Consider the following 23853-nt stretch of genomic DNA (forward strand, 5'->3'; position numbering starts at 1 on the left):
GGAGCTACGCAAATGAACAGCGAAAAATACGAAAAAGGCCTGAAGATCCGCACCCAGGTGCTGGGCGAAGCCTATGTCAACCGCTCCATCGAAAACGCCGACGACTTTACCCGGCCATTGCAGGAAATGGTCACCGAATATTGTTGGGGTCATGTCTGGGGTCGTGAGGGTTTGTCGCTCAAGGAGCGCAGCATGATCAACCTGGCGATGATCTCGGCCCTCAACCGGCCCCACGAACTCAAGCTGCATGTGCGTGGCGCCTTGCGTAACGGCCTGAGTCGTGAGCAAATACGCGAAATATTGCTTCAGGTCGGCATTTATTGCGGCGTCCCCGCTGCCGTAGACAGTTTCCGGCTCGCCCGTGAAGCCTTCGCCGAAGCCGATGCCGAGGCCTCCAGTTAACCCTTGGCTGTTTGATGACAGAGCACATGGATTCCCGTAATCGAAGTGCTCTTTTTTGCATGGACAGCCACAATCAGAGCGGACCCCATGAAACGCCTGCCACTCGACGACAGCTTCAAGGTCAATCGCAACCCCGTTACCCTGCGCGAAATCGTGCTGGATAAACTGCGAAGCGCCATCATGAACTTCCAGCTCCTGCCGGGAGACCGTCTGGTCGAACGCGATCTGTGCGATCGCCTGGGCGTCAGCCGTACTTCCGTGCGTGAAGCCTTGCGTCACCTCGAATCCGAAGGCCTGGTGGAATTCGCCGACGCCAAGGGCCCACGTGTCGCGATCATCACCCTGGCCAATGCCGTGGACATCTACGAGCTGCGCTGCGTTCTCGAAGGGCTGATCGTGCAACTGTTCACCCTGCGCGCCAAGGCCAAGGACATCAAGGCCCTGGAAAAAGCCCTGGAAGAAAACCGCAAGGCGCTCAAGGACGGCGAACTGCAACAGGTCATCGACTCGGTGCAGGGTTTCTACGACGTGCTGCTCGAAGGCTCGGGCAACCATGTCGCGGCCACTCAACTGCGCCAGTTGCAGGCACGCATCAGCTACCTGCGCGCGACCTCGGTGTCCCAGGAAAACCGTCGCGGCGCCAGTAACCAGGAAATGGAACGCATGGTCGAAGCGATCAAGAGCGGTGACCCGCTGGCCGCCCACCAGGCGTGTGTCGACCACGTGCGTGCGGCCGCTGCCGTGGCCCTGGACTACCTCAAGCGCAAACAGGAAGAAACCGGCGCCACGCCGCAGATCACCCTGCCCATCGCGCTGAAAGAACCGCGCATAGGTCGCTGAAATGTTCAGCCCGAGCTTTTGCCCCAAGTGCGGCAGCGCTGATCTCGGTCAGCAACTGCCGCCGGGCGATACGCACGAGCGCCTGATGTGCCGCGGCTGCGGCTACATCCATTACGTCAATCCGAAGATCATTGCCGGCTGCATCATCGAGCAGGACGGCAAGTACCTGTTGTGCCAGCGCGCGATTCCACCGCGTCCGGGCACCTGGACGCTGCCGGCGGGCTTCATGGAAAGCGGCGAGACCACCGAGCAGGCGGCCTTGCGCGAAGTCTGGGAAGAAAGCGGCGTGCGTGCGGAAATCGTCTCGCCCTATTCGATCTTCAGCGTGCCCAGGATCAGCGAGGTGTACATCATCTTCCGCGCCATCGCGCTGGAGATCACCGGCCAGTACGGCCCGGAAACCCTCGACTACAAGTTCTTCGCGCCCGAGGATATTCCCTGGGACAGCATCTACTACCCGGCGATCCGGCAGATCCTTGAGCGCTATATCGAGGAACGTCAGGCTGGGGTGTATGGCATCTACATGGGCAATGACGACAGCGGGAAGATTCACTTTATTCGCTGATAGTTGTGGGTTTTAACCTGCCACCTGGACTGCACCCCAAAAGTTGGACACCAACCCTGACGTTCGGCCTCACGAGGGGCGTACACCGCAACAGTGCCCGAGGCGGCCTACCGGCCGGCCTGGTTCGTCATGCGTACGCATTTCCCCGTAGGAGCTGGTAGGAGCTGTCGAGTGCAACGAGGCTGCGATCTTTTGGCTGTATTACTCAATTACTGACAATCAAGATCAAAAGATCGCAGCCTTCGGCAGCTCCTACGGCGTGATCCATCCGCGAAATCAGGTCGGCTGGCCGGCCGCCAAGGTCAAAGAAGATCAAACAACCCCGACAACCCCATCCCCATGCATCTGCCGCAACAACCTCAGACCACCCTCGAAAAACGCCGATGAACCAAGCTGCCCCGCCTCGACCGCCAATCCTTGCAACTGTTCACGCCCGGTCACTTCGGGAAACTCGTCAATTCTCTGCAACAACCGCCACGCCAACGGACTCAATTCAGAAAACCTCACACTCCAGTCCTCCGCCCGCCGCACCAGCAGCAGTGTCGGCTGATCAGGCAAAGCGCCCGGCTGATGATCCGGCCCCACCCGCTGCACGGGCCAGGCATACGCCAACGGCCAGGCCAGCGCCGACACCTGCAACGGCCGCTCCAGCAGCAACGCAGCATCACCGGTAACCAGAGGCTCGGCGTCGGATTGTTGCAAGGCCATTTCCACCCACTCGTAATGCGCCAGCTCCACCATGAACGGTGGCCACGGCCCATCGCTCAATGCTTGAGGCCCGACCGCGAGAAACTCGACGAACTCCTGGGCGATCTCACCGAATTTCGGCGTGCGAGCGCGGTAGTCCCGCAGAAAGATGCGCACCAGCGAACGCCAGCGTTCCTCCCCCAGAATCTTCACCAGCACAGGAAAAGTGCCACTGAGCAGCGAAGACAGGTTGGCGAACACCAGATCGCGGTAAACCTGTGCCCGCACCGGGTCCATTTCGGTGGGAGGCGCGTGCTGTTCAGGATCGCGCAGGTAAAGGCCCATAGTGGTTTGTTGCTGCAAAAGATTCGGCTTACCCACGGTCCACACCCTCCTGTTGCAGGCGGCGAATGGTCTGCAGCTCCGCCACCAGTTCGGCGAATGCCGGAAAGTTGAAATCGCGCTCCAGCAAGGTCGGTTGTACGCCAAACCGGACATAAGCCTGGGCCAGCAACGACCACACCGCCGGTTTCACCGAGGCACCGTGGGTGTCGATCTTCAAGGTATCGGACTCGTCGAAGTGCCCGGCAATGTGCATCGCCACCACCCGACCCGAATCGATGCCAGCCAGAAACGCCTGCGGATCGAAACCGTGATTGATCGAGTTGACGTAGACATTGTTGACGTCCAGCAGCAGGTCGCAATCAGCCTCGCGCAACACCGCATTGGTGAACGTCACCTCGTCCATGTCCTGTTGGGGCGCGGCGTAGTAGGAGACGTTTTCCACCGCCAGGCGCCGGCCAAGGATGTCCTGGGCCTGACGGATACGCGCGGCGACGTGGTGCACCGCTTCTTCGGTAAACGGCAGCGGCAACAGGTCGTACAGGTGACCGTCATCGCTGCAATAGCTCAAATGCTCGCTGTACAACGGCACGTTGTAGTGGTCGAGAAAACCCCGGACTTCCTGCAAAAACCCGACGTCCAGCGGCGACGCCCCGCCCAGGGACAGGGACAGGCCGTGACAGGACAACGGATAACGCTCGGCCAGCGCCCGCAGCGCCGCACCATGGGCACCGCCGATGCCGATCCAGTTCTCCGGCGCGACTTCCAGAAAGTCGAAATGTCCGGCCGGGGCCGCTTGCAGTTCTTTGAGTAAACCGCGACGCAGGCCAAGCCCTGCGCTGGCCCTGGCTACGGGGGCAATGGATGTCTGCATGGTGTCGATCTCGCATGTGTCCAGGATTGCGGGCAGGTGCCCGCCTTGAGACACAGTTAATCGAAGGGGTGTATCGGGACTATGTTCGACAGGGGCCGACAATGGGTGTCTGTGTATCGGAACCGGGGTTGGACACAATGGAATACACAACACAAATCCCTTGTGGGAGCGGCGGTGCGGCGATCCGACTTGCTCGCGAAGGTGCCGGCACACTCAACAGGGATGTCGCCTGCCAGGTCGCCATCGTCGGAACGCCGCCCGGAGCAAGCTCGCTCCCACAGGGTCATGTGCCGGCAGGAAAATCGTCGCTTTCGTCGCGCCAGACCGCGCAGTGCAAGCTCCGAACTAAACTCAACGCACACAGGACCCGCCTGGTGCCCTGCACATTCCCACGACCACCGCCCAGCGGCGAACATCTCGCCAGACACCGCCCCTGGACCGTGATCCTGCTCAAGGAGCACACATGATGGACGAGGCCAGACTCAACGATTTCATGGGTAAACTGGTGAATGACATGGGCGGCGCGGCGATGCTCGCCAACGTCATCCTCGGCGAAGAGCTCGGCCTGTACCGGGCGATGGCCGACAGTCAGCCCATCACCCCCGAAACCCTTGCCGGGAAAACCGGCTGCAACACCCGCCTGCTGCGCGAATGGCTCAGCGCCCATGCCGCCTCCGGCTACATGGAACACCATGACGGCCAGTTCCGCCTGCCCGAAGAGCAAGCCATGGCTTTGGCAAACGAAGACTCACCGGTCTATGTGGCGGGCGGGATCAGCGTGGTCGCGTCGTTTTTCCACGACAAGGACAAGCTGGTCAACGCCATGCGCGGCAACGGCGCCCTGCCCTGGGGCGATCACCATCCGTGCATGTTCAGCGGTACCGAACGCTTCTTCCGCCCCGGCTACAAAGCCCACTTGGTCGCTGAATGGTTGCCGGCCCTCGACGGTGTGGTGGCCAAACTGGAAGCCGGGGCCAAAGTGGCGGACATCGGCTGCGGCCATGGCGCCTCCACGGTGATCATGGCCCAGGCGTTTGCGGATTCGCGCTTCGTCGGTTTCGACTACCACGCGCCCTCCGTTACCGTCGCCACCCAACGCGCCGAAGAAGGCGGTGTGTCCGGTCGGGCCCGGTTCTTCCAGGGCACGGCCAAAAGCTACCCCGGTAGCGACTACGACCTGATCTGCTACTTCGACTGCCTGCACGACATGGGCGACCCGGTGGGTGCAGCCAAACATGCTTATGAATCGCTGAAGGACGACGGCACGGTGCTGCTGGTCGAGCCCTACGCCAACGACTTGCTCGACGACAACATCAACCCGGTCGGACGCCTGTTCTACGCGGCCTCGACGTTCATCTGCACGCCCAACTCGCTGTCCCAGGAAGTCGGCCTCGGCCTCGGCGCCCAGGCCGGTGAAGCGCGGTTGCGCAAGGTATTCAGCGAGGCTGGATTCACCCGTTTTCGTCGGGCCACGGAAACGCCCTTCAACCTGATTCTGGAGGCGCGCAAGTAAATACCACCGCCCTCTCTGTAGGAGCGAGCTGGCTCGCGATGAACGTGATCACGCCGCGGCGTGTCAGGCTTACAGTGTTATCGTTGACGACCATCGCGAGCAGGCTCGCTCCTACAGGTTTCCCGACATGCTTGACCGCCTGATCCATGAACAGCTCGATCACCTCCATCAGCTCATGGCCGACGCGCCGTTTGCCGTGCTGACCGGGGCCGGTATCAGCACGCCATCGGGCATTCCGGATTATCGCGACAACCAGGGCGTGCGGCGTGGCCGGCAGCCGATGATGTATCAGGAATTTCTCTCGGCCCCGGAGTCCCGGCGGCGCTATTGGGCGCGGGCGATGCTCGGCTGGCCACGGGTGCGTCTGGCCCAGCCGAACGTGGCCCACGACACCCTGGCCCGTTTGCAAGGCACGCGGCAGATCAGCGGGTTGATCACCCAGAACGTCGACACCCTGCACGACCAGGCCGGCAGCCATGACGTGATCGAGCTCCACGGCAGTCTGCACCGGGTTTTGTGCCTGGATTGCGGTCGGCGCAGCGAGCGCGATTCGATCCAGCGCCTGATGGAAACACAGAACCCGTACCTGGCCGGCGTCGACGCGGTACAGGCGCCGGACGGCGACACCTTGCTCGACCCGGCCTTCGAGGCACGCTTCCAGGTCCCGCACTGCCCGCATTGCGCCGGGGAACGGATGAAGCCGGATGTGGTGTTCTTTGGCGAGAACGTCGCGCAGGCCACGGCGGCCAAGGCGATGGCGGCCGTTGAACAGGCTGCCGGGTTGTTGGTACTCGGATCTTCGTTGATGGCCTATTCGGCATTTCGCTTGTGCCGGGCGGTGGTGGATCAGGGCAAGCCGTTGATCGCGATCAACCTGGGCAAGACCCGGGCCGATGAGATGCTGGATATGAAGATCGAGGGGGCGTGCGAGCAGCTTCTTCCGTTACTGGCCAAACGCCTTGACCACTGACAAAACCCAATCCCTGTAGGAGTGAGCCTGCTCGCGATGGGGCCGGCACATACAACATCTTTGTCAACTGACACACCGCCATCGCTAGCAGGCTCGCTCCTACAGAGGATTGTGATCAGCTCATGGCAACTCGTTGCCCAAGATTTTCCTCCTTGAGCACATCAAACAACGCCTGCGCCGCCGCCGACAGCTCTCCCCCGGGCAACGTCAACACCCCAAGCGCCCGCTCCACCACCGGATCGCGCAAGGTAATGCAACGCGCGCCCAGCTCACGCATCTGCCCTGCACACAAGGCCGGCACTGCGCTCACGCCCAGGCCACTGGCGACCATGCGCCCGACCGTCGCCAGTTGATGGCTTTCAAACTCCACCGGCAGTTTCATGCCGCGAGCCTGCAAATGCTCTTCAAGCATAACCCGCACGGTGGACGGTCGCTGCAAGGTAATGAACGGTTCCTTGAGCAGGGTTTGCCAGTCGATGTCATCGAGTTCGGCCAGTGCCGAATCCAGGGGCACCACTGCGACAAATCGGTCGATGTACAACGGCGTGAATTGCAGCGACGAACTCATGGTCGGCTCGAACGCCACCCCCAGTTCCACCTGGCGGTCACGGACCATTTCCAGCACTTGCTCGTTGATCACGTCATTGACCGTCACGTTGACGTTCGGATAACGGGCGCGGAAGGTCTTGAGGATCGGCGGCAGCAGGTTGCCGGCAAACGACGGCATCGCCGCCAGGGTCACGCGACCGCGCTGCAGGGTGAAGCGCTGGCGCAGTTCATCCTCGACATTGTCCCAGTCGGCGATCAACCGGCGCGCCAGCGGCACCAGGGATTCGCCTTCGGCGGTGAGCGCCACGTTGCGCGTTGTGCGGGTGAACAAGCGCCCGCCCAGGCCCTCCTCCAGCGCCTTGATGGTCAGGCTCAGGGCCGATTGCGACAGGTGCAGGCGCTCGCAGGCCACGGCAAAGCTCAGGCTCTGGGCCACGGCCAGAAAGGCGCGGATCTGCTTGACGGTCATACTCGATTTCTCCCGGGTATTGTAGGAGCTGCCGAAGGCTGCGATCTTTTGATCTTGATCCAAAAGATCGCAGCCTTCGGCAGCTCCTACATATTGTTGAGTTTTATCTATTAATCAACCTTAAAAAACAACTTAACAAATGAATACACCAGCGAGACACTCCATCCCATTCGGCTAGCCAGCCGCCCACAAAGAATAAAAGAGGTGCATATGGCAGGTTTCGACAAGCGCGTGAGTTCCTACGAGGAAGCGTTGGCAGGTCTTGAAGACGGCATGACCGTGATCGCCGGCGGCTTCGGCCTGTGCGGGATCCCGGAAAACCTGATCAACGAGATCAAGCGCAAAGGTACTCGCGACCTCACCGTGGTTTCCAACAACTGCGGCGTCGACGGTTTCGGCCTCGGCGTACTGCTGACCGACCGCCAGATCAGCAAAGTGGTGGCGTCCTACGTCGGCGAAAACAAGCTGTTCGAAGAGCAACTGCTCAACGGCGAAATCGAAGTCACCCTGACCCCGCAAGGCACCCTCGCTGAAAAAATGCGCGCAGGCGGCGCCGGCATCCCGGCCTTCTTCACCGCTACCGGCGTTGGCACGCCTGTCGCCGACGGCAAGGAAGTCCGCGAATTCCATGGCCGCAAATACCTGATGGAAGAATCCATCACCGGCGACTTCGCCATCGTCAAAGGCTGGAAAGCCGACCATTTCGGTAACGTGATCTATCGCCACACGGCCCAGAACTTCAACCCGCTGGCCGCCACCGCCGGCAAGATCACCGTGGTCGAAGTCGAAGAAATCGTCGAACCCGGCGAGCTGGACCCGACGCAGATCCACACCCCTGGCATCTACGTCGACCGGATCATCTGCGGCACGTTCGAGAAGCGCATTGAACAGCGCACCGTACGTAAGTGATCCCCTGCCCCCGGACCGAATGAAGGAATAACGACAATGGCACTTTCCCGCGAACAAATGGCTCAGCGCGTCGCCCGCGAAATGCAGGACGGCTTCTACGTGAACCTGGGTATCGGCATTCCGACCCTGGTCGCCAACTACATCCCCGAAGGCATGGAAGTCATGCTGCAATCGGAAAACGGCCTGCTGGGCATGGGTCCTTTTCCTACTGAAGACACCATCGATGCCGACATGATCAACGCCGGCAAGCAAACCGTGACCGCGCGTACCGGCGCTTCGATTTTCTCCTCCGCCGAGTCCTTCGCGATGATCCGCGGTGGTCATGTCGACCTGACCGTGCTGGGCGCCTTTGAGGTGGACGTGCAAGGCAACATCGCCTCGTGGATGATCCCCGGCAAACTGGTCAAGGGCATGGGCGGCGCGATGGACCTGGTCGCCGGCGCAGACAACATCATCGTCATCATGACCCACGCGTCCAAGGATGGTGAGTCCAAGCTGTTGTCCCAATGCAGCCTGCCGCTGACCGGCGCCGGGTGCATCAAGCGCGTGCTGACTGACCTGGCTTACCTGGAAATCGAAAACGGCGCGTTCATTCTCAAAGAACGTGCACCGGGTGTCAGCGTCGAAGAGATCGTCGCCAAGACTGCCGGTAAACTGATCGTGCCGGACCACGTACCGGAAATGCAGTTCGCTGCCCAGTGAGGAATCATTCCATGCAAGAAGTCGTCATTGTTGCCGCCACGCGCACCGCGATCGGCAGCTTCCAGGGATCCCTGGCCAATGTGTCCGCGGTGGACCTGGGCGCTGCGGTGATCCGTCAGCTGCTGGCGCAAACCGGCCTGGACCCTGCGCAAGTCGATGAAGTGATCATGGGCCAGGTGCTGACCGCCGGCGCCGGGCAAAACCCTGCGCGCCAGGCCGCGATCAAGGCCGGCCTGCCCTTCGCCGTGCCGGCCATGACCCTGAACAAGGTCTGCGGCTCCGGTCTCAAGGCCCTGCACCTGGGCGCCCAGGCGATTCGCTGCGGCGATGCCGAGGTGATCATCGCCGGCGGCCAGGAAAACATGAGCCTGGCCAACTACGTCATGCCCGGTGCCCGTACCGGCCTGCGCATGGGCAACGGGCAAATCGTCGACACCATGATCAGCGATGGCCTGTGGGATGCGTTCAACGATTTCCACATGGGCATCACCGCCGAGAACCTGGCCGAGAAGTACAGCCTGACTCGCGAGCAGCAGGACGCGTTCGCCGCCGCCTCGCAACAGAAAGCCGTGGCCGCCATCGAAGCCGGGCGCTTCGTCGATGAAATCACTCCGATCCTGATCCCGCAGCGCAAGGGCGATCCGTTGTCCTTCGCCACCGACGAGCAGCCACGGGCCGGCACCACCGCCGAATCCCTGGGCAAGCTCAAGCCGGCCTTCAAGAAAGACGGTTCGGTGACCGCCGGTAACGCCTCGTCGCTGAACGATGGTGCCGCGGCCGTGATCCTGATGAGCGCTGAAAAGGCCAAGGCCCTCGGCCTGCCGGTACTGGCGAAAATTGCTGCCTACGCCAACGCAGGCGTCGATCCGGCGATCATGGGCATCGGCCCGGTGTCAGCCACCCGCCGCTGCCTGGACAAGGCCGGCTGGTCCATCGACCAACTGGACCTGATCGAAGCCAACGAAGCCTTCGCCGCGCAATCGCTGGCGGTGGCCAAGGACCTGGAATGGGACTTGAACAAGGTCAACGTCAACGGCGGCGCCATTGCCATGGGTCACCCGATCGGGGCCTCGGGTTGCCGCGTGCTGGTGACCCTGCTGCATGAAATGCTCAAGCGCGACGCCAAAAAAGGCCTCGCCACCCTGTGTATCGGTGGTGGTCAGGGCGTGGCACTGGCGCTCGAGCGGGCGTAAGCCAACAGCGTTCAACAGATGGCGCGGGGACCCACGAAGATCCGTGACCGTCTGGAAAACTGTGGCGAGGGGGCTTGCCCCCGTTGGAATGCGAAGCGCTCCCAAAATACTCGACTAATTCCGAGATTCTGGGGCTGCTACGCAACCCAACGGGGGCAAGCCCCCTCGCCACATCCCGGGTTCTTTTTTGCCTACGCTTTTTCAGGTAGACCGCGAAGGGGCCGGTTCTGTCACCCCAGAAACTGCAGAATCAACCAACTGTTCGCCCCACTGATCACCCCGAACAACCCCCACGCCAACACCCGTGTCGGCAGCCGGTTCACCAGTGGCCCCATGAGGGCGTGATCGTTGGTCATGCGAATCAACGGGTACAGCGCGAACGGCAATTGCAGGCTCAGCACCACCTGGCTCAACACCAGCAACTTGCCGATGGCGTCATCCCCCATCAGCCACACGCCGATGAACGCCGGGATCAACGCCAGCCCGCGAGTGATCAGGCGACGTTGCCAGCAGGGAATGCGCAGGTTCAGGAAACCTTCCATGATCACCTGGCCGGCGATGGTGCCGGTGAAGGTCGAACTCTGCCCCGAGGCCAGCAACGCCACGCCAAACAGCACGCTGGCCAACGCCCCGCCCACCAGTGGGTCGAGTAAGTGGTAGGCATCCTGGATGTCCACGACATCGGTATGCCCGGACTGATGGAAAGCTGCCGCCGCCAGAATCAGGATCGCCGCGTTGACCAGCAGTGCCAGCGCCAGTGAGCCAATGGTGTCGATGCGCGCCAGTTTGACCGCGTCCTGCTTGCTGGCCAGGTCTTTGCCGATCAACCGGGTCTGCACGATGGACGTGTGCAGATACAGGTTATGCGGCATTACCGTGGCCCCGAGGATGCCGATGGCCAGGTACAGTGGCGCCGCATCGCCGATGGCCGACAGCGACGGCGTGAAGCCGCGGGAGACATCGGGCCAGTAGGGTTTGATCAGCAGCAACTCGACAAAGAAGCACAGGCCGATGGTGCCGACCAGCACCAGCATGATTGCTTCGAGTCGGCGGAATCCACGGTTCTGCAAGGCCAGCACCAACAGGGTATCGAATGCCGTCAGGGCGATGCCGAAGGTCAGCGAGCAACCGAGCAACAAATGGAACGCCAGGGCGCAGCCGAGCACCTCGGCCAGGTCGGTGGCGATGATGGAAATCTCCGCCAGAAACCATTGGGTGCGAGCGGTGCGCGTGCTGTAGCGCTCTCGGGACAACTGCGCCAGATCACGCCCGGTGGCAATGCCCAGGCGCGAACACAGGCACTGCACGACCATCCCCGACAGGCTTGCCAGCAACACCACGAACAACAGGCTGTAGCCGAACCGCGAGCCGGCCTCGATGGCGGTGGCCCAGTTGCCCGGGTCCATGTAACCGATGGACACCAGCAAACCCGGCCCGGCAAAACGCAGGACACGCTTGAAGAACGACGCACGGGGGTCGACGGCGACGCTGCCGGCCACTTCCGGCGGGCAAAACGGCGCAGTGGCGGTCTTGGGTAGAAAACTGAATTTCACACGATGATCCATCAACAGGTGGGAAGGCTGGCAAACGTGTGGTGATCATCGCAAAGTTTACGGGGCCGCGCCCAGCAACTGCCGGCCGAGAAAAAACCGCGCGCCCTGCCCCGGCAAACAGACCCCGGTCAGGCCGCGTGCCAGCCTGCGCATCGACGAGGTGGGCCTTGTTTTTTGTATACAAAATTCGCACCCACATAAAGCAATCCACCCGATGCAATGTTACCGTTGCCACCCCACACAGGTCGGAGACGTGCGCGTGTTGATCCTCAAATTGCTGGTGATCCCAGGCTTCCTGCTACTGATTTCCCTGGCTGGCAAACGCTGGGGGCCGAGCGTGGCCGGTTGGTTATCGGGGTTGCCGGTGGTGGTCGGGCCGATCCTGTTGTTCCTCGCCCTCGAACAGGGCCAGGCGTTCGCTGCGCAATCGGCCACCGCTGCGCTATCGGCCATGTTCGCGATGATTGCGTTTTGCGTGACCTACGCCCAGGTCGCACAACGGGCCGGATGGCCGCTGGCGCTGGTGATCTCGCTGTCGGTCTGGGCGCTGGTGGCGGTTGTCCTGTCGCTGATCCCGGTATCCCTGGCGTTTTCGGTGTGCGCCGCCGCCACCGCGCTGCTTGCCGCACCGTACCTGTTCCCCGCCGTGCAACCGGTGCTCAATGGCCCGGCGCCGAAATCCGACAAACTCCTGCTGCGCATGATGGCCGGTGCTTTGCTCACGTTGGTCGTGACCCTGCTGGCCAGCACCGTCGGCGACCGCTGGAGCGGCCTGCTGGCGGTGTTCCCGGTACTGGGTAGCGTGATGGCGGTGTTCTCCCAGCAAACCCGTGGCCCGGCCTTTACCGCCGCGTTGCTGCGCGCCACCGCCACCGGCATGTACTCGTTCGCCGCCTTCTGCCTGGTGTTGGCGCTGGCCCTGCCAACGATGGGAATGAACGCTTTTGTGCTGGGCATCGCGGTATCGGTGGCCATGCTGGGCGTGACCAAGCGTTTGCTGGCGCGGCCGGCCGGCCCGACGACACACACTGAAGGAGCTGCCATCAAACGCTAGGCAGCATCGGGTGATCGGGATGTCCTCAGCATAGGTGGGTGCCCGGCCAAGGTGACCGCTCGGTAGAGCACACTGGAACGCATCACAACCTCCATGGGATGATCGCGCCCCACCGCGCGCCCATCCCTGGAGATCCCGATGTCATTGTTGAGTAAAAAAGCCCTTGTCCTGCTGCTGGCAGCCGCTACCGGCCTGGGGGCTTTGAATGCGCAGGCCGCCAAGGCCACTTCCAGCGATGCGCCCGCCCGGAAAGTCTCGATGCTCGGCGGCAAGTTCACCTTCAACCTGCCCAAGGGTTTCATCGCCAACCCGCTGCCGGCCAGCCCGGAGGGTGCGAGCGGCACCCTGTACAGCAATGAAACCACCAAGACCGTAGTGATCGCCGCTGAAAACACCCTGCCCAACGGTGTCAGCGTCAAGGACAACGACGGCGCGTTCCTCGACGGCACCGTGGCCGATTTCGATGCGGCGCAACACAAGTCCCTGCCCGACTACAACAAGCTCAGCGAAAAAGCCCTGACCCGGACAACCGGGCTGGGCCTGCGCCAGGTCGACGGCACTGCCACCCAGGGCGGTGGCCTGACCCTCACCACCACGCTGATGGCGGCATCCGGCACCCGTATGGCGGTGATCCAGGTGATTTCCCGTCCCGGCGACATGGCGGCCCACGAAACCCTGATCAAACAGATCGTCAGCGGAAAATAAGGCTCAGGGGTTGAGACGCTGCAACCAGGCGCTCAAATCCTGGATCTCGTCGGCGCTGATGTTGTGACCGACACCGGGGTAGCCGTGGAACTCGGGGTCGAGTGACACGCTCTGCAACAGGCTGTTGGCTTCGGTGCCATCGCTGTAGGGAAGGCGTTTGTCCTGCTCGCCATGACCGATGAAAATCGCCAGCGACTGGCGTTTTTCATCCGGTACAAGTTCGGACTTGAGCACCGGCAGAATCCGTCCGCTCAACGCAGCGATCCCACCAAGCGCTTCGGGATGCCGCAGGCCCACTTCGTAGGACATGATCGCACCCTGGCTGAAGCCCACCAGGTACACCTTCTCGGGTTCGGTGTGATATTTCTTCGTGGCCTGTGCGACGAAGTCCAGCAGTACCTGGCCGCTGGACTTCAGATCATCGGTCTCGCCGTTGTAGGCCCCTTCACCCTTCTTGCGGAACCACTGGTAACTGCCCTCCTGCATCACCATCGGCGCTCGTACCGACAGGTAGGTGTAGGACTCGGGCAAGTTATCCTTGATATCGAACAGGTCCTGCTCGTTACTGCCGTAACCGTGGAGGAAAATCACCAGGGGTTGATGGTTCGAATCGGCGTTGGCCTGTTCCAGGTATTTGAGCGGCAAGTCGGTTTGCAGCGGGGTTTGGGCGTGGACGACAGTGGATGCCAGGAGCGTAAGCAGCGCGAGAATCTTCAACATGGGTCTTCCTTCACGGAATGCAGGATTCGGGGAAGAGCCTAACATTGTGAATCAGGCAGGAACATCTCTGGCGTGGCTGATGCCGTCATCGCGAGCAGGCTCGCTCCTACAGTAGATTTGTGGCGTTCACAAAACCTGTGGGAGCGAGCCTGCTCGCGATGAGGCCAGTACAGACAAAGAAAATTTCCGGCTCAGTCGTTGATCAACTTACCCACCCGAATCGCCTCGCGCCCGGCAACCTTCGCCTGCCAGCTGCCTGGCTGGGTATAGCGCCCACGGTCGATGGCAAACAACACGCCGCTGGTGCCGGCCTGCACGGTGGTGACCTTGTCGTTCAACGGGTCGACCACCTCGAACAGTGCATCACCCTTTTCCACCCACTCCCCGGCCTCACGCAGGAAGCTCACCACCCCGTGATGCGGTGCGAACAGGTATTGGGTGCCTTCGAATGGCATGCCTTCACAGCATTCGGCCGGTGCCGCCGGCCAGGTGCCGGAGATGAAACCCTGCTCGGCGAGGAACCCGAGAATAGCCTCGCAATTGGCCTGGGCCTGGTCGACGCGGGTGTCGCCCATGCTGCCCAACTCCAGGGTGGTTGCCAGGTTGGACGGTGGAATCGCCGCCGCCGGGAACGCCCTGGCCAGGCGCAACCATGGCGAAGAACAGGATTCATCGAACGAGCTGCCACCGGAGTCTTCGCACAACAGCGCCACGCCGGCTTTCAAGCGCGCCGCCAGGGATTGCCATTGCGGCCAGTGCTGCGGCAACGCGTAGAGGTGGATCGCCGCATCGAAATCGCAATGCAGGTCAAGGGTGATGTCGGCGTCGCAGGCATGGCGCAGCAACAGGCGGTGCATCGCCTCCAACTGCGAGGTCGCGGCCGGCAAGTCGTCGAGGACCTGGCCCATGGCCTGGCGAATCAGCGCGATGTTGGCCTGGGCATCGCTGCCGAGACGATCACCGATCAACCCGGCCACCGGCGCACTGAGTTCGACGAACGAGCGGTTGAAGTTCTTCCCGCTGCCGAGCTCGAAACGCCCCAAGTGGCTGCCTTGCACGTGCTGGTCGAGGCCAATGGGATTGGCCACCGGCACCAGTTCGATCACACCCTTCAATTGTCCCTGTTGTTCAAGTTCGGCCAGGCGTTTCTTCAACTCCCAGGCCGTGCGCATGCCCGGCAATTCGTCGGCGTGCAGGCTGGCCTGGATGTACACCTTGCGCGTGCCCGCGCCATAACGAAATACGCTGAGGGTGCGCTCGGTGCCCAGGTGGCTCCAGGGCAGTTGGTGGTCGATGCGTTGCATGGGAAACTCCTACAGTTGGGATATGTGTCAGGCAGGATAAATCAGGAACACAAAAAAAATGGCAACCGCGCCAACGGTTGCCACTTTTTCAACCCGCTCGCTTACTCGCCGTAAACGTCAAACTTGAAGTACTTGTCCTGCACTTGCTTGTACTTGCCGTTGGCGCGGATGTCGGTGATCGCTGTGTTGAATTTCTCGGCCAGGGCGGTATCACCCTTGCGCACCGCAATGCCGGCGCCGCCACCGAAGTATTTCGGATCGTTGTACTCAGGGCCGACGAAGGCAAAACCTTTACCGGCGTCGGTTTTCAGGAAACCGTCGTCCAGGTTGACCGAGTCGGCCAGCAACGCGTCGATGCGGCCGGAGACCATGTCCAGGTTGGCTTCCTGCTGGGAGCCGTAGCGCACCAGGACAATCCCCGCCGGTTGCAATACTTCAGTGGCGAAGCGGTCGTGGGTACTGGCACGCAGCACACCGACTTTCTTGCCCTTGAGTTCGGTCAGCGGGTCTTTGACGTCGCTGCCTTCCTTCATCACGAAGCGTGCCGGGGTGTGGTAGTACTTGATGGTGAAATCGACGTTCTTCTTGCGATCGTCAGTGATGGTCATGGACGACAGGATGGCGTCGATTTTCTTGACCTTCAGTGCAGGGATCAGGCCATCGAACTCTTGCTCGACCCAGGTGCACTTGACCTTCATCTGCTCGCACAGGGCGTCGCCGATGTCCACGTCGAAACCGGTGAGTTTGCCGTCTGGGGTTTTCATCGAGAATGGCGGGTAGCCGGCTTCGATACCGATGCGGATCGGCTTGGCGTCTGCGGCCACGGCGGTCAGGGACAACATCGACAGTGCCAGGGCACCGAACATCACTAGCTTGTTCATTTATAACTCCTGTGTGCGGAGGCTTTTATTGGCAGCTTCGATTGGCAGCGTTCGGTCATCGCTTCGTGAGCGGGAGCCGAAGTGGCCGGCAGTCTAGAGCGGCTACCGGAGGGCAAATTACGCCGAGGCGACAAATATTTATAGAAAAGTGGCGGCAGGATGGAGGTATTGAGGTGCACGCGCCATCACGGGGCAAAGTCTGTCAGACAAGTCGCGTTTTCAGCACAAACCTGCAGCGTTTGCGGCTGCATCCGACGCAATGAGCCGACTGGCGATGCTGGATTTTTTACGGCACATTGAGTGCCCTTGCGTCCCATCGAGACTAGCGTAATGCCCACGTTGAACCTGATCCAGCACCACCCTGCCGAGGGCCCGGGTGCCATCGCCATCTGGGCCGAATCCCGAAGGCTGGCGCTGAAGGTGTTTCGCGCCGACCTCGGCCAATTGCCGCCCGTCAGCGCCGATCCCATGATCCTGTTGGGCGGGCCTTACGAATCCAATGCCGGTCCGGACTGGCTGGAAGCCGAACGGCAATGGCTCGCAGGCACTCTGGAACTGGGTGGGGCCGTATTCGCGATATGCCTGGGGGCACAGTTGCTGGCGCTGAGTCTCGGAGGGAATGTACGGCGGATGGACCAGACAGAAACCGGATGGACCCGCGTGACCTTTATCGATGGGCAAACGCTGAAGGCGCTGGAGTGGCACGAAGACGCCATCGACCTGCCGCCTGCCGCGCAACTGCTGGCCAGCAGCGCGTTATGCGCACAGCAGATGTACCACGCCGGGCCGACGCGGCTGGGGTTACAGTTTCATCCGGAATGGAACGCCGAGTCGGTGGCCTTGCTCAATGCGCATTTTGGCGATGAGTCGCCGTTGCCACGGGGTGCGCAGGAGACCGAGGCTTATGCAGCGGTGGCCGCGTGGTTGGAAGTGACACTGGATGAGTGGTGGGCGGCCGCAAATCAATAAAAAAGATCAAAAGATCGCAGGCTGCGCCAGCTCCTACAGGCACCGCAATCCAATGTAGGAGCTGGCGCAGCCTGCGATCTTTTACGGTTACATCAACACTCGCAACCGACCACGCTGCTGGCTTGCCGCTGTACCCCGACACTCAATTCAAACCCTTCATCCAGCCACCCGGCTACGCCACCAATCATCTCCTTGACCGGATAACCCAGGGCCGCCAGTTTCACTGCAGCCTTGTTGGCGCCATTGCAGTGCGGCCCGGCGCAATAGACCACAAACAGGCTGTTTTTTGGATACCCGGCCAAACCTTCGGCGGTCAGCAAGCGACGGGGAATGTTGATCGCTCCCGGCACATGCCCGCGTTCGAACGCCAGCGGGCCACGAACATCCACCAGAACGAAATCGACTTCGCCAGCCAGCTGGCTGCCGTGGACGTCGGAACAATCGGTTTCGAACGTCAGACGGTTGCTGAAATGCATCAGGGCGATGGCCGATGGGGCGGCGGGAATTTCGCGTACCAGACTGGTCATGTTGTGTACTCCAAGGAATCGGTGGGTGCAGGAGGACTTTATCCGCCAGCCACTTGCAGCTACAGTGGCGCACAAGACACTCACTGGGAACTTTCCGCCAAATGCACCCCAGCCCAGGAATGGTTGCGATTCTGGCCTACGATGGCCTCTGCACGTTCGAGTTCGGCATTGCCGTGGAGATCTTCGGCCTGCCACGCCCTGAATTCGAGTTCCCGTGGTACGAGCATCGTATCGTCGCCGTCGATCATGGCCCGATGCGCGCCATGGGCGGCATCCAGGTCCTGGCCGATGGCGGCATGGAAATGCTCGCCGACGCGCGGACCATCATCATCCCCGGCTGGCGCGACCGCAGCGCCGCAGTACCCGCGCCGCTGATCGCCGCCCTGCGCCAGGCCCATGCGCGGGGGGCGCGGTTGCTGTCGATCTGCTCCGGTGTTTTCGTCCTCGCCGCCACCGGCTTGCTCGACGGGCACGGCGCGACCACGCACTGGCGCTATACCTCGGAACTGGCCGAGCGGTTTCCCGGCATCCTGGTGGACCCGGACGTGTTGTATGTCGATTCCGGCCAATTGATCACTTCCGCCGGCAGCGCGGCGGGCATCGATGCCTGCCTGCATCTGGTGGCACGGGATTTCGGCACGCAGGTGGCCAACTCCGTGGCCCGACGCCTGGTCATGTCGCCGCAACGCAGTGGTGGCCAGGCGCAATTCATTCCGACGCCGGTCAGCCCGACACCGCGCAGCGATCTTTCCCGCGTCATGCAGTGGGCACGTGAGCGTTTGCACCAGCCGCTGGAGGTGCGCGACCTGGCCAGCGAAGCCGCCATGAGCGAACGCACGTTCCTGCGCCGCTTCACCGAAGCCAGTGGCCAGTCACCAAAAACCTGGTTGCAGCACGAACGTCTGGGCCGCGCCCGCGAACTGCTGGAAAGCAGCGACCAGAACACCGAGCAGATTGCCGAACGTTGTGGTTATCGCTCGGTGGAAAGCTTCCGGGTGGCCTTTCGAACCGTGGTTGGCGTGCCGCCTTCGGTGTATCGGGAGCGGTTTGGGCGTGGGGGCAATGCGGTTTTTTGAGTTGTTCTCGAGGGCGTCAGCCCGGTCACCGACTGATCAAGGCTTGCGCAATAAATAGGTATCCATGATCCAGCCATTGGCCAGCCGCGCCGCCTTGCGCACCCGTTCGATTTCATCCGCCACATCCTTGAGCTTGCCGCGGATCAGTATTTCATCCGGCGTCCCCAGATAGGCGCCCCAGTAAATCTCGATGTCCTGATCCACCACCTGACGGTAAGCATCCTGGGCATCGAGCATCACCACCAGGCTGTCGGCATCGCTCACCCGCCCTGCCGCCAGACGCCGGCCCGTGGTGATTTCAACCGAGCGGCCAATCTGGTTGAGCGGCACCTTGTGCTGTGCCGCCAACGCCTGGACGCTGGTAATGCCGGGGATCACCTCGAACTCGAACGCACAGGCGCCTGAAGCCTGAATGGCCTGAAGGATGCGAATGGTGCTGTCGTACAACGCAGGGTCGCCCCACACCAGAAAACCACCACACTGGCCGTCGGACAGTTCCTCGTTGATCAGCCGTTCGAAGGTCTGCTGCCTGGCCAGGTTCAGGTCGTCGACACTGGCCTTGTAGTCCACCTCACCGCGCTCGCGCTCCGGGCTGTGGGCTTCGACAAAACGGTAAGCGTGGTCGGTGATGTAGCGTGAACAGATTTCGCGCCGCAAATCGATGAGTTGGTTTTTGCTCTCGCCCTTGTCCATGAGAAAAAAAACGTCGACCTGATTCAGCGCCTTCACCGCTTGCATTGTGATGTAGTCGGGATTGCCAGCACCGATACCGATGACCAGGAGTTTTTTCATCACAGCAAGTCCTCGGGGCCAGTGCCCGGCAAGCGCAGCCGCCAGCGGCCATGGAATCTCAACTCGATCGCCGACAGGGGTTCGACGTCGATCAGGCCGGACGATGCGCCTTGCAACACCTGCGTCAGTGCGGCGCGGATGACGAAGGGATGGGTAATGGCAACGATGTGCCCTGGCGTCGACTGCAACGTTGTCAACCACGCGCCCACTCGCTCGCCCAGTTGCACCAGCGACTCGCCACCGTGGGGTGCCGAAGCCGGGTCGCCCAGCCAGTGCTGGAGCGGCTCGGAATCGTTTTTTTGCAGATCACTAATGCGTATTCCGTTCCAGCGCCCGAAGTCGCAGTCCTTCAACGCGTAAACAATCTCCGATGCGCTGCCGAACAGTTCAGCGGTTTGCCGGGTGCGCAATTCCGGGCCGCAGACGAGGCGTGGAGTGCCCTTGAACTGATTGCCACGGGAAAGCCTGAGCGCTTGCCAATCCATCTCCAGAGGCTCGTCCAATGGAAAACGCGCCAATTTCTGTGCGACGGTTCGAGCATGACAAATCAGGGTTAAACGGGTCGCCTGCACCAGCAATCACTCTAAAGATGGAAGGGAACGACAGCGTCAGATGACCGCCATCGGGCAATTGTGCCGCAACAAAGCTGCCCCGGGTGGTGTTTAATTTTCCTGCCTGAAACAGATCCTTCAGTCATTTCCTGCCAGGTTTTCTCTGATGTCTGACCGTAATCAAGGCAATCACCTACAAGACTTTACGACATCGGCGTAGTCCCTTGGTACAGGCACTTCGCCCCTTTTTCGGGCACGGCCAGACCACGCGAAAATTCACTAGACAGGCAGGACGCGATAATTAAATACTCCTTTCAACGGACTGTTAAATCATGTTCCACACTCATCCAGCAGGAGCCCGGACACCCTTTCTCGAATACCCGATCAACGCACCTGGCCAGGCATCGCCTGCGGCCGAGTCGCCCGTTTCTTGTTTAATGCGGTCCATTCCAATAAACATCTGACAAGAAAAAGAGTGGCGCCTGACAACGTTCAGACGACCACCGGTTGAATGTGTGGAAAAACCGACAGTGATAGTCAGGTTCGGCCCAAACCGTCGAATCGTTTGATACAGGAGTGTCTCCATGCTGGTCTTGCGTCCAGTCGAGTCAGCCGACCTGCCCCAGTTACAAAGGCTGGCTCGTGAAAGCCTCGTGGGCGTTACATCCCTGCCCGACGATAGCGAACGGTTACACGGAAAAATCCTCGATTCCTGTGCGTCGTTCGAGAAGGACGTCGCGGGTCATGGCCCGGAAAACTATTTCTTTGTGCTCGAAGACCTGACGACGCAGCACCTGGTCGGCTGCTCGGAAATCCTCGCCACGGCGGGGTTCAACGAGCCGTTCTACAGCCTGCGCAACCGGCACTTCACCAGTGCCTCGAGGGAACTGAACATCGAGCACGGTGTACCGGCCTTGTCGTTGTGCCACGACCTCAGTGGCCACACCCTGCTGCGGGGCTTCCATATCGATGCTGCGCGTGTGCGCAGCGCGCATTCCGAACTGCTGTCGCGGGCGCGCCTGTTGTTCATCGCCGCCCACGCCCGGCGTTTTTCCGAAACGGTGATCACCGAAATCGTCGGCTACAGCAGTGATGAAGGCCACTCGCCATTTTGGGATGCCGTGGGCAAGCATTTCTTCGACTTGCCCTACGTCGAGGCCGAACGGCTTTGCGGCCTGCAGAGCCGCACCTTTCTCGCCGAACTGATGCCGCAGTATCCGATTTACGTGCCCATGCTGCCCCAGGCGGCACAGGACTGTATCGGCAGCATCCACCCCGACGGCCAGGAAGCCTTCGATATCCTCGAGCGTGAAGGCTTCGAAACCAACAGCTACATCGATTTGTTCGATGGAGGCCCGACCCTGTATGCGCGCACGTCGGGCATTCGTTCCATCGCCCACAGCCAGTGCGCTATCACGCGGCCGGGACCTGTGATCGATGCCCGCGGCAGCTTTCTGGTGAGCAACGAGTCCTTGAAGGATTACCGGGCCATCGTCGCCGATCTTGATTACATCGCCGGGCAACCCGTGACACTGGACGCAGCCATGTGCAAGGCGCTGAAGGTGACCGAGGGCAGCCCGATCAGGCTGATCGCCCTGTGAATACCCGCCAGCGACGTCACCGCCCGAGCACACACGAACAAGGAACAGCCGCATGATTGTCCGTCCGGTCCAGATCACCGATCTGCCCGCCCTGGTCACGCTGGTGCGTCAGGCCGTTCCGGGACTTACCAGCCTGCCGGCCGACGAAGAACGCCTGGCCCACCGGATCCGCTGGGCCCGACGCACGTTCGCCGGGCAGGTCGATCGGGCCGATGCCGATTATCTGTTCGTGCTCGAGGACGACGAGCAGCAAGTGGTGGGCGTCAGCGCCCTGACGGGGGGCGTCGGCCTGCGCGAGCCCTGGTACAACTACCGGGTCGGGCTGACGGTCAGTGCGGCACCGGACCTGGGTATCGAGCGCCAGATCCCGACCCTGTTCCTGAGCAATGAATTGACCGGGCAATCGCAAGTCTGCTCGCTGTACCTGCGCGCCGATCAGCGCCAGGGCAGCAACGGCCGTTTGCTTTCGCTCGGGCGTTTGTTGTTTGTGGCCGAGTTTACGCAGCTGTTCGGCAACCGGCTCATCGCCGAGTTACGCGGCAGTGCCGACGAACGAGGTGGCTCGCCGTTCTGGGACAGCCTCGGCCGGCACTTTTTCAAGATGGATTTCAGCCACGCCGATCACTTGTCCGGGCTGGGCAACAAATCGTTCATCGCCGAATTGATGCCGCGCCAGCCGCTGTACACCTGCCTGCTGACCGAGCAGGCCCAGGCGGTGATCGGCAAGGCCCACCCCAATACCGAGCCGGCCCTGAAAATCCTCAGCGCCGAAGGGTTTGCCCACAAGGGCTACATCGATATCTTCGACGGCGGACCGGTCCTTGAAGCCTCGGTTTGCGGGATCCGCACCGTGCGCGACAGCCAACCGCTGTCACTGGCCATCGGCTCGCCGGACGATAAAGCGCCCCTCTGGCTGATCCACAACCGCCGCCTGGAAAACTGCCGCATTACCTGCGCCCCGGCCCGACGGTTGGGCAACAGCCTGGTGGTTGACCGCCTGACCGCCAAGCGCTTGCAGCTGCAACCCGGCGACTCGGTGCGCGCCGTGCCGCTGCCTGACCAACGGCAACAGGCCGAGGCGGCGTGACTCATCAGCTCCATCGTTGCGACGTCAATCTGCCTGCTCCGGCAAATTCGTCATCAATCTCCCCCTGCGCGCGTGATAGCCTTTTAATCTTCGGCGTTGACACTTTTGCTCAAGCCCCTCCATTCCATTGGTGGAACTCATATGTCCAGGCTTTCCCATCAAGATTTGCGCCGCAATTTTCGCCAATTGTTCGCCTCCGACACCTGCTACCACACAGCCTCGGTTTTCGACCCGATGTCGGCCCGCATCGCCGCCGACCTGGGCTTCGAAGTCGGGATCCTTGGTGGTTCGGTCGCCTCGTTGCAAGTGCTGGGCGCCCCTGACTTTGCCCTGATCACCCTCAGCGAATTCGCTGAACAGGCCACCCGCATCGGCCGTGTCGCCCAGTTGCCGGTGATTGCCGACGCCGACCATGGCTACGGCAACGCGCTCAACGTCATGCGCACCATCGTCGAACTCGAGCGGGCCGGCGTCGCCGCGCTGACCATCGAAGACACCCTGCTGCCTGCGCAGTTTGGCCGCAAATCCACCGACCTGATCACGGTCGCCGAAGGTGTCGGCAAGATCCGCGCGGCACTGGAAGCCCGCTGCGATAAGGAAATGGCGATCATCGCACGCACCCATGCGGGGATTGCGCCGGTGCAGGAAATCATCAGCCGCACCCGGCAATACCAGCGCGCCGGGGCCGACGGTATCTGCATGGTGGGCGTAAAGGACTTCGACCATCTGGAGCAGATCGCCGAGCACCTGAGCGTGCCGCTGATGCTGGTGACCTACGGCAACCCGCTGCTACGCGATGACAAGCGCCTGGCCGAACTGGGTGTTCGTGTGACCATCGACGGCCATGGCGCTTACTTCGCCGCGATCAAGGCGACCTACGACAGCCTGCGCGAGCAACGCCAGATACTCACCCAGACATCGGACCTGAACGCGACCGAGCTGACGCACACCTACACCCAACCCGAGGAGTACATCCGCTACGCGGAAGAGTTCATGAGCGTGAAGGAGTGACGGATCA

The 23853-nt window shown here is 61.6% G+C and carries 25 protein-coding genes; 15 read left to right on the forward strand and 10 right to left on the reverse strand.

Annotation, left to right across the window (positions count from 1 at the left end):
• Positions 1-12: 12 nt before the first annotated feature.
• The 3 genes from KW849_RS25850 (at position 13) to KW849_RS25860 (ending at position 1807) form a co-directional block, all read left to right on the forward strand.
• Entirely contained in the window at positions 13-402 is a 390-nt protein-coding gene (locus tag KW849_RS25850; RefSeq protein ID WP_218432037.1) for a carboxymuconolactone decarboxylase family protein, read from the forward strand.
• An 87-nt stretch (positions 403-489) separates the two neighbouring features.
• Positions 490-1242, forward strand: a complete 753-nt coding sequence (locus tag KW849_RS25855; protein ID WP_218432039.1) for a GntR family transcriptional regulator — start codon at positions 490-492, stop codon at positions 1240-1242.
• Position 1243: 1 nt separating this feature from the next.
• Positions 1244-1807, forward strand: coding sequence for an NUDIX hydrolase (locus tag KW849_RS25860; RefSeq protein ID WP_218432040.1), 564 nt, complete (start codon positions 1244-1246; stop codon positions 1805-1807).
• A 312-nt stretch (positions 1808-2119) separates the two neighbouring features.
• On the opposite strand, the gene KW849_RS25865 is transcribed toward KW849_RS25860, so the two are convergent.
• Both KW849_RS25865 and KW849_RS25870 read right to left on the reverse strand, forming a co-directional pair.
• Entirely contained in the window at positions 2120-2875 is a 756-nt protein-coding gene (locus KW849_RS25865) for a putative DNA-binding domain-containing protein (RefSeq protein ID WP_218432043.1), read from the reverse strand.
• Positions 2868-3710 (reverse strand): DUF692 domain-containing protein, encoded by an 843-nt coding sequence (locus KW849_RS25870; protein WP_218432048.1) that lies wholly within the window; start codon positions 3708-3710, stop codon positions 2868-2870. The genes KW849_RS25865 and KW849_RS25870 overlap by 8 nt, the downstream gene beginning before the upstream one ends.
• Positions 3711-4176: 466 nt before the next feature.
• On the opposite strand from KW849_RS25870, the gene KW849_RS25875 reads away from it, so the two are divergent.
• Positions 4177-5223 (forward strand): class I SAM-dependent methyltransferase, encoded by a 1047-nt coding sequence (locus KW849_RS25875; RefSeq protein WP_218432128.1) that lies wholly within the window; start codon positions 4177-4179, stop codon positions 5221-5223.
• A 127-nt stretch (positions 5224-5350) separates the two neighbouring features.
• Entirely contained in the window at positions 5351-6193 is an 843-nt protein-coding gene (locus KW849_RS25880; RefSeq protein ID WP_218432050.1) for an NAD-dependent protein deacetylase, read from the forward strand.
• A gap of 115 nt (positions 6194-6308) precedes the next feature.
• Here the strand turns inward: KW849_RS25880 and KW849_RS25885 are convergent, their stop codons facing one another.
• Positions 6309-7211, reverse strand: coding sequence for a LysR family transcriptional regulator (locus KW849_RS25885; protein WP_108219701.1), 903 nt, complete (start codon positions 7209-7211; stop codon positions 6309-6311).
• 210 nt (positions 7212-7421) lie between these two features.
• Between KW849_RS25885 and KW849_RS25890 the strand changes: the two genes are divergently transcribed.
• Genes KW849_RS25890 through KW849_RS25900 form a run of 3 tightly spaced genes read left to right on the forward strand, consistent with a single transcriptional unit; the run spans position 7422 to position 10015 of the window.
• Complete coding sequence (locus KW849_RS25890) at positions 7422-8120, forward strand: CoA transferase subunit A (RefSeq protein WP_218432053.1); 699 nt, start codon at positions 7422-7424, stop codon at positions 8118-8120.
• A gap of 36 nt (positions 8121-8156) precedes the next feature.
• On the forward strand, positions 8157-8822 hold the full coding sequence (locus KW849_RS25895; protein ID WP_218432055.1) for a CoA transferase subunit B: 666 nt from the start codon (positions 8157-8159) through the stop codon (positions 8820-8822).
• Positions 8823-8833: 11 nt separating this feature from the next.
• Positions 8834-10015, forward strand: a complete 1182-nt coding sequence (locus tag KW849_RS25900; RefSeq protein WP_218432057.1) for an acetyl-CoA C-acetyltransferase — start codon at positions 8834-8836, stop codon at positions 10013-10015.
• Between the two features lie 230 nt (positions 10016-10245).
• Here the strand turns inward: KW849_RS25900 and KW849_RS25905 are convergent, their stop codons facing one another.
• On the reverse strand, positions 10246-11568 hold the full coding sequence (locus tag KW849_RS25905) for an Nramp family divalent metal transporter (RefSeq protein ID WP_218432060.1): 1323 nt from the start codon (positions 11566-11568) through the stop codon (positions 10246-10248).
• 259 nt (positions 11569-11827) lie between these two features.
• Between KW849_RS25905 and KW849_RS25910 the strand changes: the two genes are divergently transcribed.
• Positions 11828-12622 carry a hypothetical protein gene (locus KW849_RS25910; RefSeq protein ID WP_218432061.1) on the forward strand — a complete coding sequence of 265 codons (795 nt, stop codon included), beginning with the start codon at positions 11828-11830 and terminating at the stop codon, positions 12620-12622.
• Positions 12623-12760: 138 nt separating this feature from the next.
• Positions 12761-13327 (forward strand): hypothetical protein, encoded by a 567-nt coding sequence (locus KW849_RS25915; protein ID WP_218432062.1) that lies wholly within the window; start codon positions 12761-12763, stop codon positions 13325-13327.
• A gap of 3 nt (positions 13328-13330) precedes the next feature.
• Here the strand turns inward: KW849_RS25915 and KW849_RS25920 are convergent, their stop codons facing one another.
• The 3 genes from KW849_RS25920 to KW849_RS25930 all read right to left on the reverse strand — a co-directional run bounded on the left by KW849_RS25920 (position 13331) and on the right by KW849_RS25930 (position 16232).
• Positions 13331-14047, reverse strand: a complete 717-nt coding sequence (locus KW849_RS25920) for an alpha/beta hydrolase (RefSeq protein ID WP_218432064.1) — start codon at positions 14045-14047, stop codon at positions 13331-13333.
• 191 nt (positions 14048-14238) lie between these two features.
• The gene (locus KW849_RS25925) at positions 14239-15351 is read right to left on the reverse strand and encodes a succinylglutamate desuccinylase/aspartoacylase family protein (RefSeq protein ID WP_218432066.1); all 1113 of its coding nucleotides are present in this window, start codon (positions 15349-15351) and stop codon (positions 14239-14241) included.
• 101 nt (positions 15352-15452) lie between these two features.
• Complete coding sequence (locus KW849_RS25930) at positions 15453-16232, reverse strand: ABC transporter substrate-binding protein (protein WP_218432068.1); 780 nt, start codon at positions 16230-16232, stop codon at positions 15453-15455.
• Positions 16233-16562: 330 nt separating this feature from the next.
• Here KW849_RS25930 and KW849_RS25935 point away from each other — a divergent pair, with 330 nt between their 5' ends.
• Complete coding sequence (locus KW849_RS25935) at positions 16563-17201, forward strand: type 1 glutamine amidotransferase (RefSeq protein WP_218432069.1); 639 nt, start codon at positions 16563-16565, stop codon at positions 17199-17201.
• Positions 17202-17293: 92 nt separating this feature from the next.
• On the opposite strand, the gene KW849_RS25940 is transcribed toward KW849_RS25935, so the two are convergent.
• Positions 17294-17728 carry a rhodanese-like domain-containing protein gene (locus tag KW849_RS25940; RefSeq protein ID WP_218432070.1) on the reverse strand — a complete coding sequence of 145 codons (435 nt, stop codon included), beginning with the start codon at positions 17726-17728 and terminating at the stop codon, positions 17294-17296.
• A gap of 101 nt (positions 17729-17829) precedes the next feature.
• Here KW849_RS25940 and ftrA point away from each other — a divergent pair, with 101 nt between their 5' ends.
• Entirely contained in the window at positions 17830-18804 is a 975-nt protein-coding gene (gene ftrA / locus KW849_RS25945) for a transcriptional regulator FtrA (protein WP_218432071.1), read from the forward strand.
• A 36-nt stretch (positions 18805-18840) separates the two neighbouring features.
• Here the strand turns inward: ftrA and cobF are convergent, their stop codons facing one another.
• The gene (cobF, locus tag KW849_RS25950) at positions 18841-19596 is read right to left on the reverse strand and encodes a precorrin-6A synthase (deacetylating) (protein WP_218432072.1); all 756 of its coding nucleotides are present in this window, start codon (positions 19594-19596) and stop codon (positions 18841-18843) included.
• Positions 19596-20168 (reverse strand): histidine phosphatase family protein, encoded by a 573-nt coding sequence (locus KW849_RS25955; RefSeq protein ID WP_218432073.1) that lies wholly within the window; start codon positions 20166-20168, stop codon positions 19596-19598. Before KW849_RS25955 ends, cobF begins: the two co-directional genes overlap by 1 nt.
• Positions 20169-20731: 563 nt before the next feature.
• Here KW849_RS25955 and KW849_RS25960 point away from each other — a divergent pair.
• The 3 genes from KW849_RS25960 (at position 20732) to KW849_RS25970 (ending at position 23846) form a co-directional block, all read left to right on the forward strand.
• Positions 20732-21748: an arginine N-succinyltransferase gene (locus KW849_RS25960; RefSeq protein WP_218432075.1), complete on the forward strand. Its 1017-nt coding sequence runs from the start codon at positions 20732-20734 to the stop codon at positions 21746-21748.
• Between the two features lie 52 nt (positions 21749-21800).
• Entirely contained in the window at positions 21801-22835 is a 1035-nt protein-coding gene (gene astA, locus KW849_RS25965) for an arginine N-succinyltransferase (protein ID WP_218432077.1), read from the forward strand.
• A gap of 141 nt (positions 22836-22976) precedes the next feature.
• Positions 22977-23846 carry an oxaloacetate decarboxylase gene (locus tag KW849_RS25970; RefSeq protein ID WP_108219687.1) on the forward strand — a complete coding sequence of 290 codons (870 nt, stop codon included), beginning with the start codon at positions 22977-22979 and terminating at the stop codon, positions 23844-23846.
• The last annotated feature ends 7 nt before the right edge of the window (positions 23847-23853 follow it).

Source organism: Pseudomonas sp. PDM26 (assembly GCF_019219185.1).
GTDB lineage: Bacteria > Pseudomonadota > Gammaproteobacteria > Pseudomonadales > Pseudomonadaceae > Aquipseudomonas.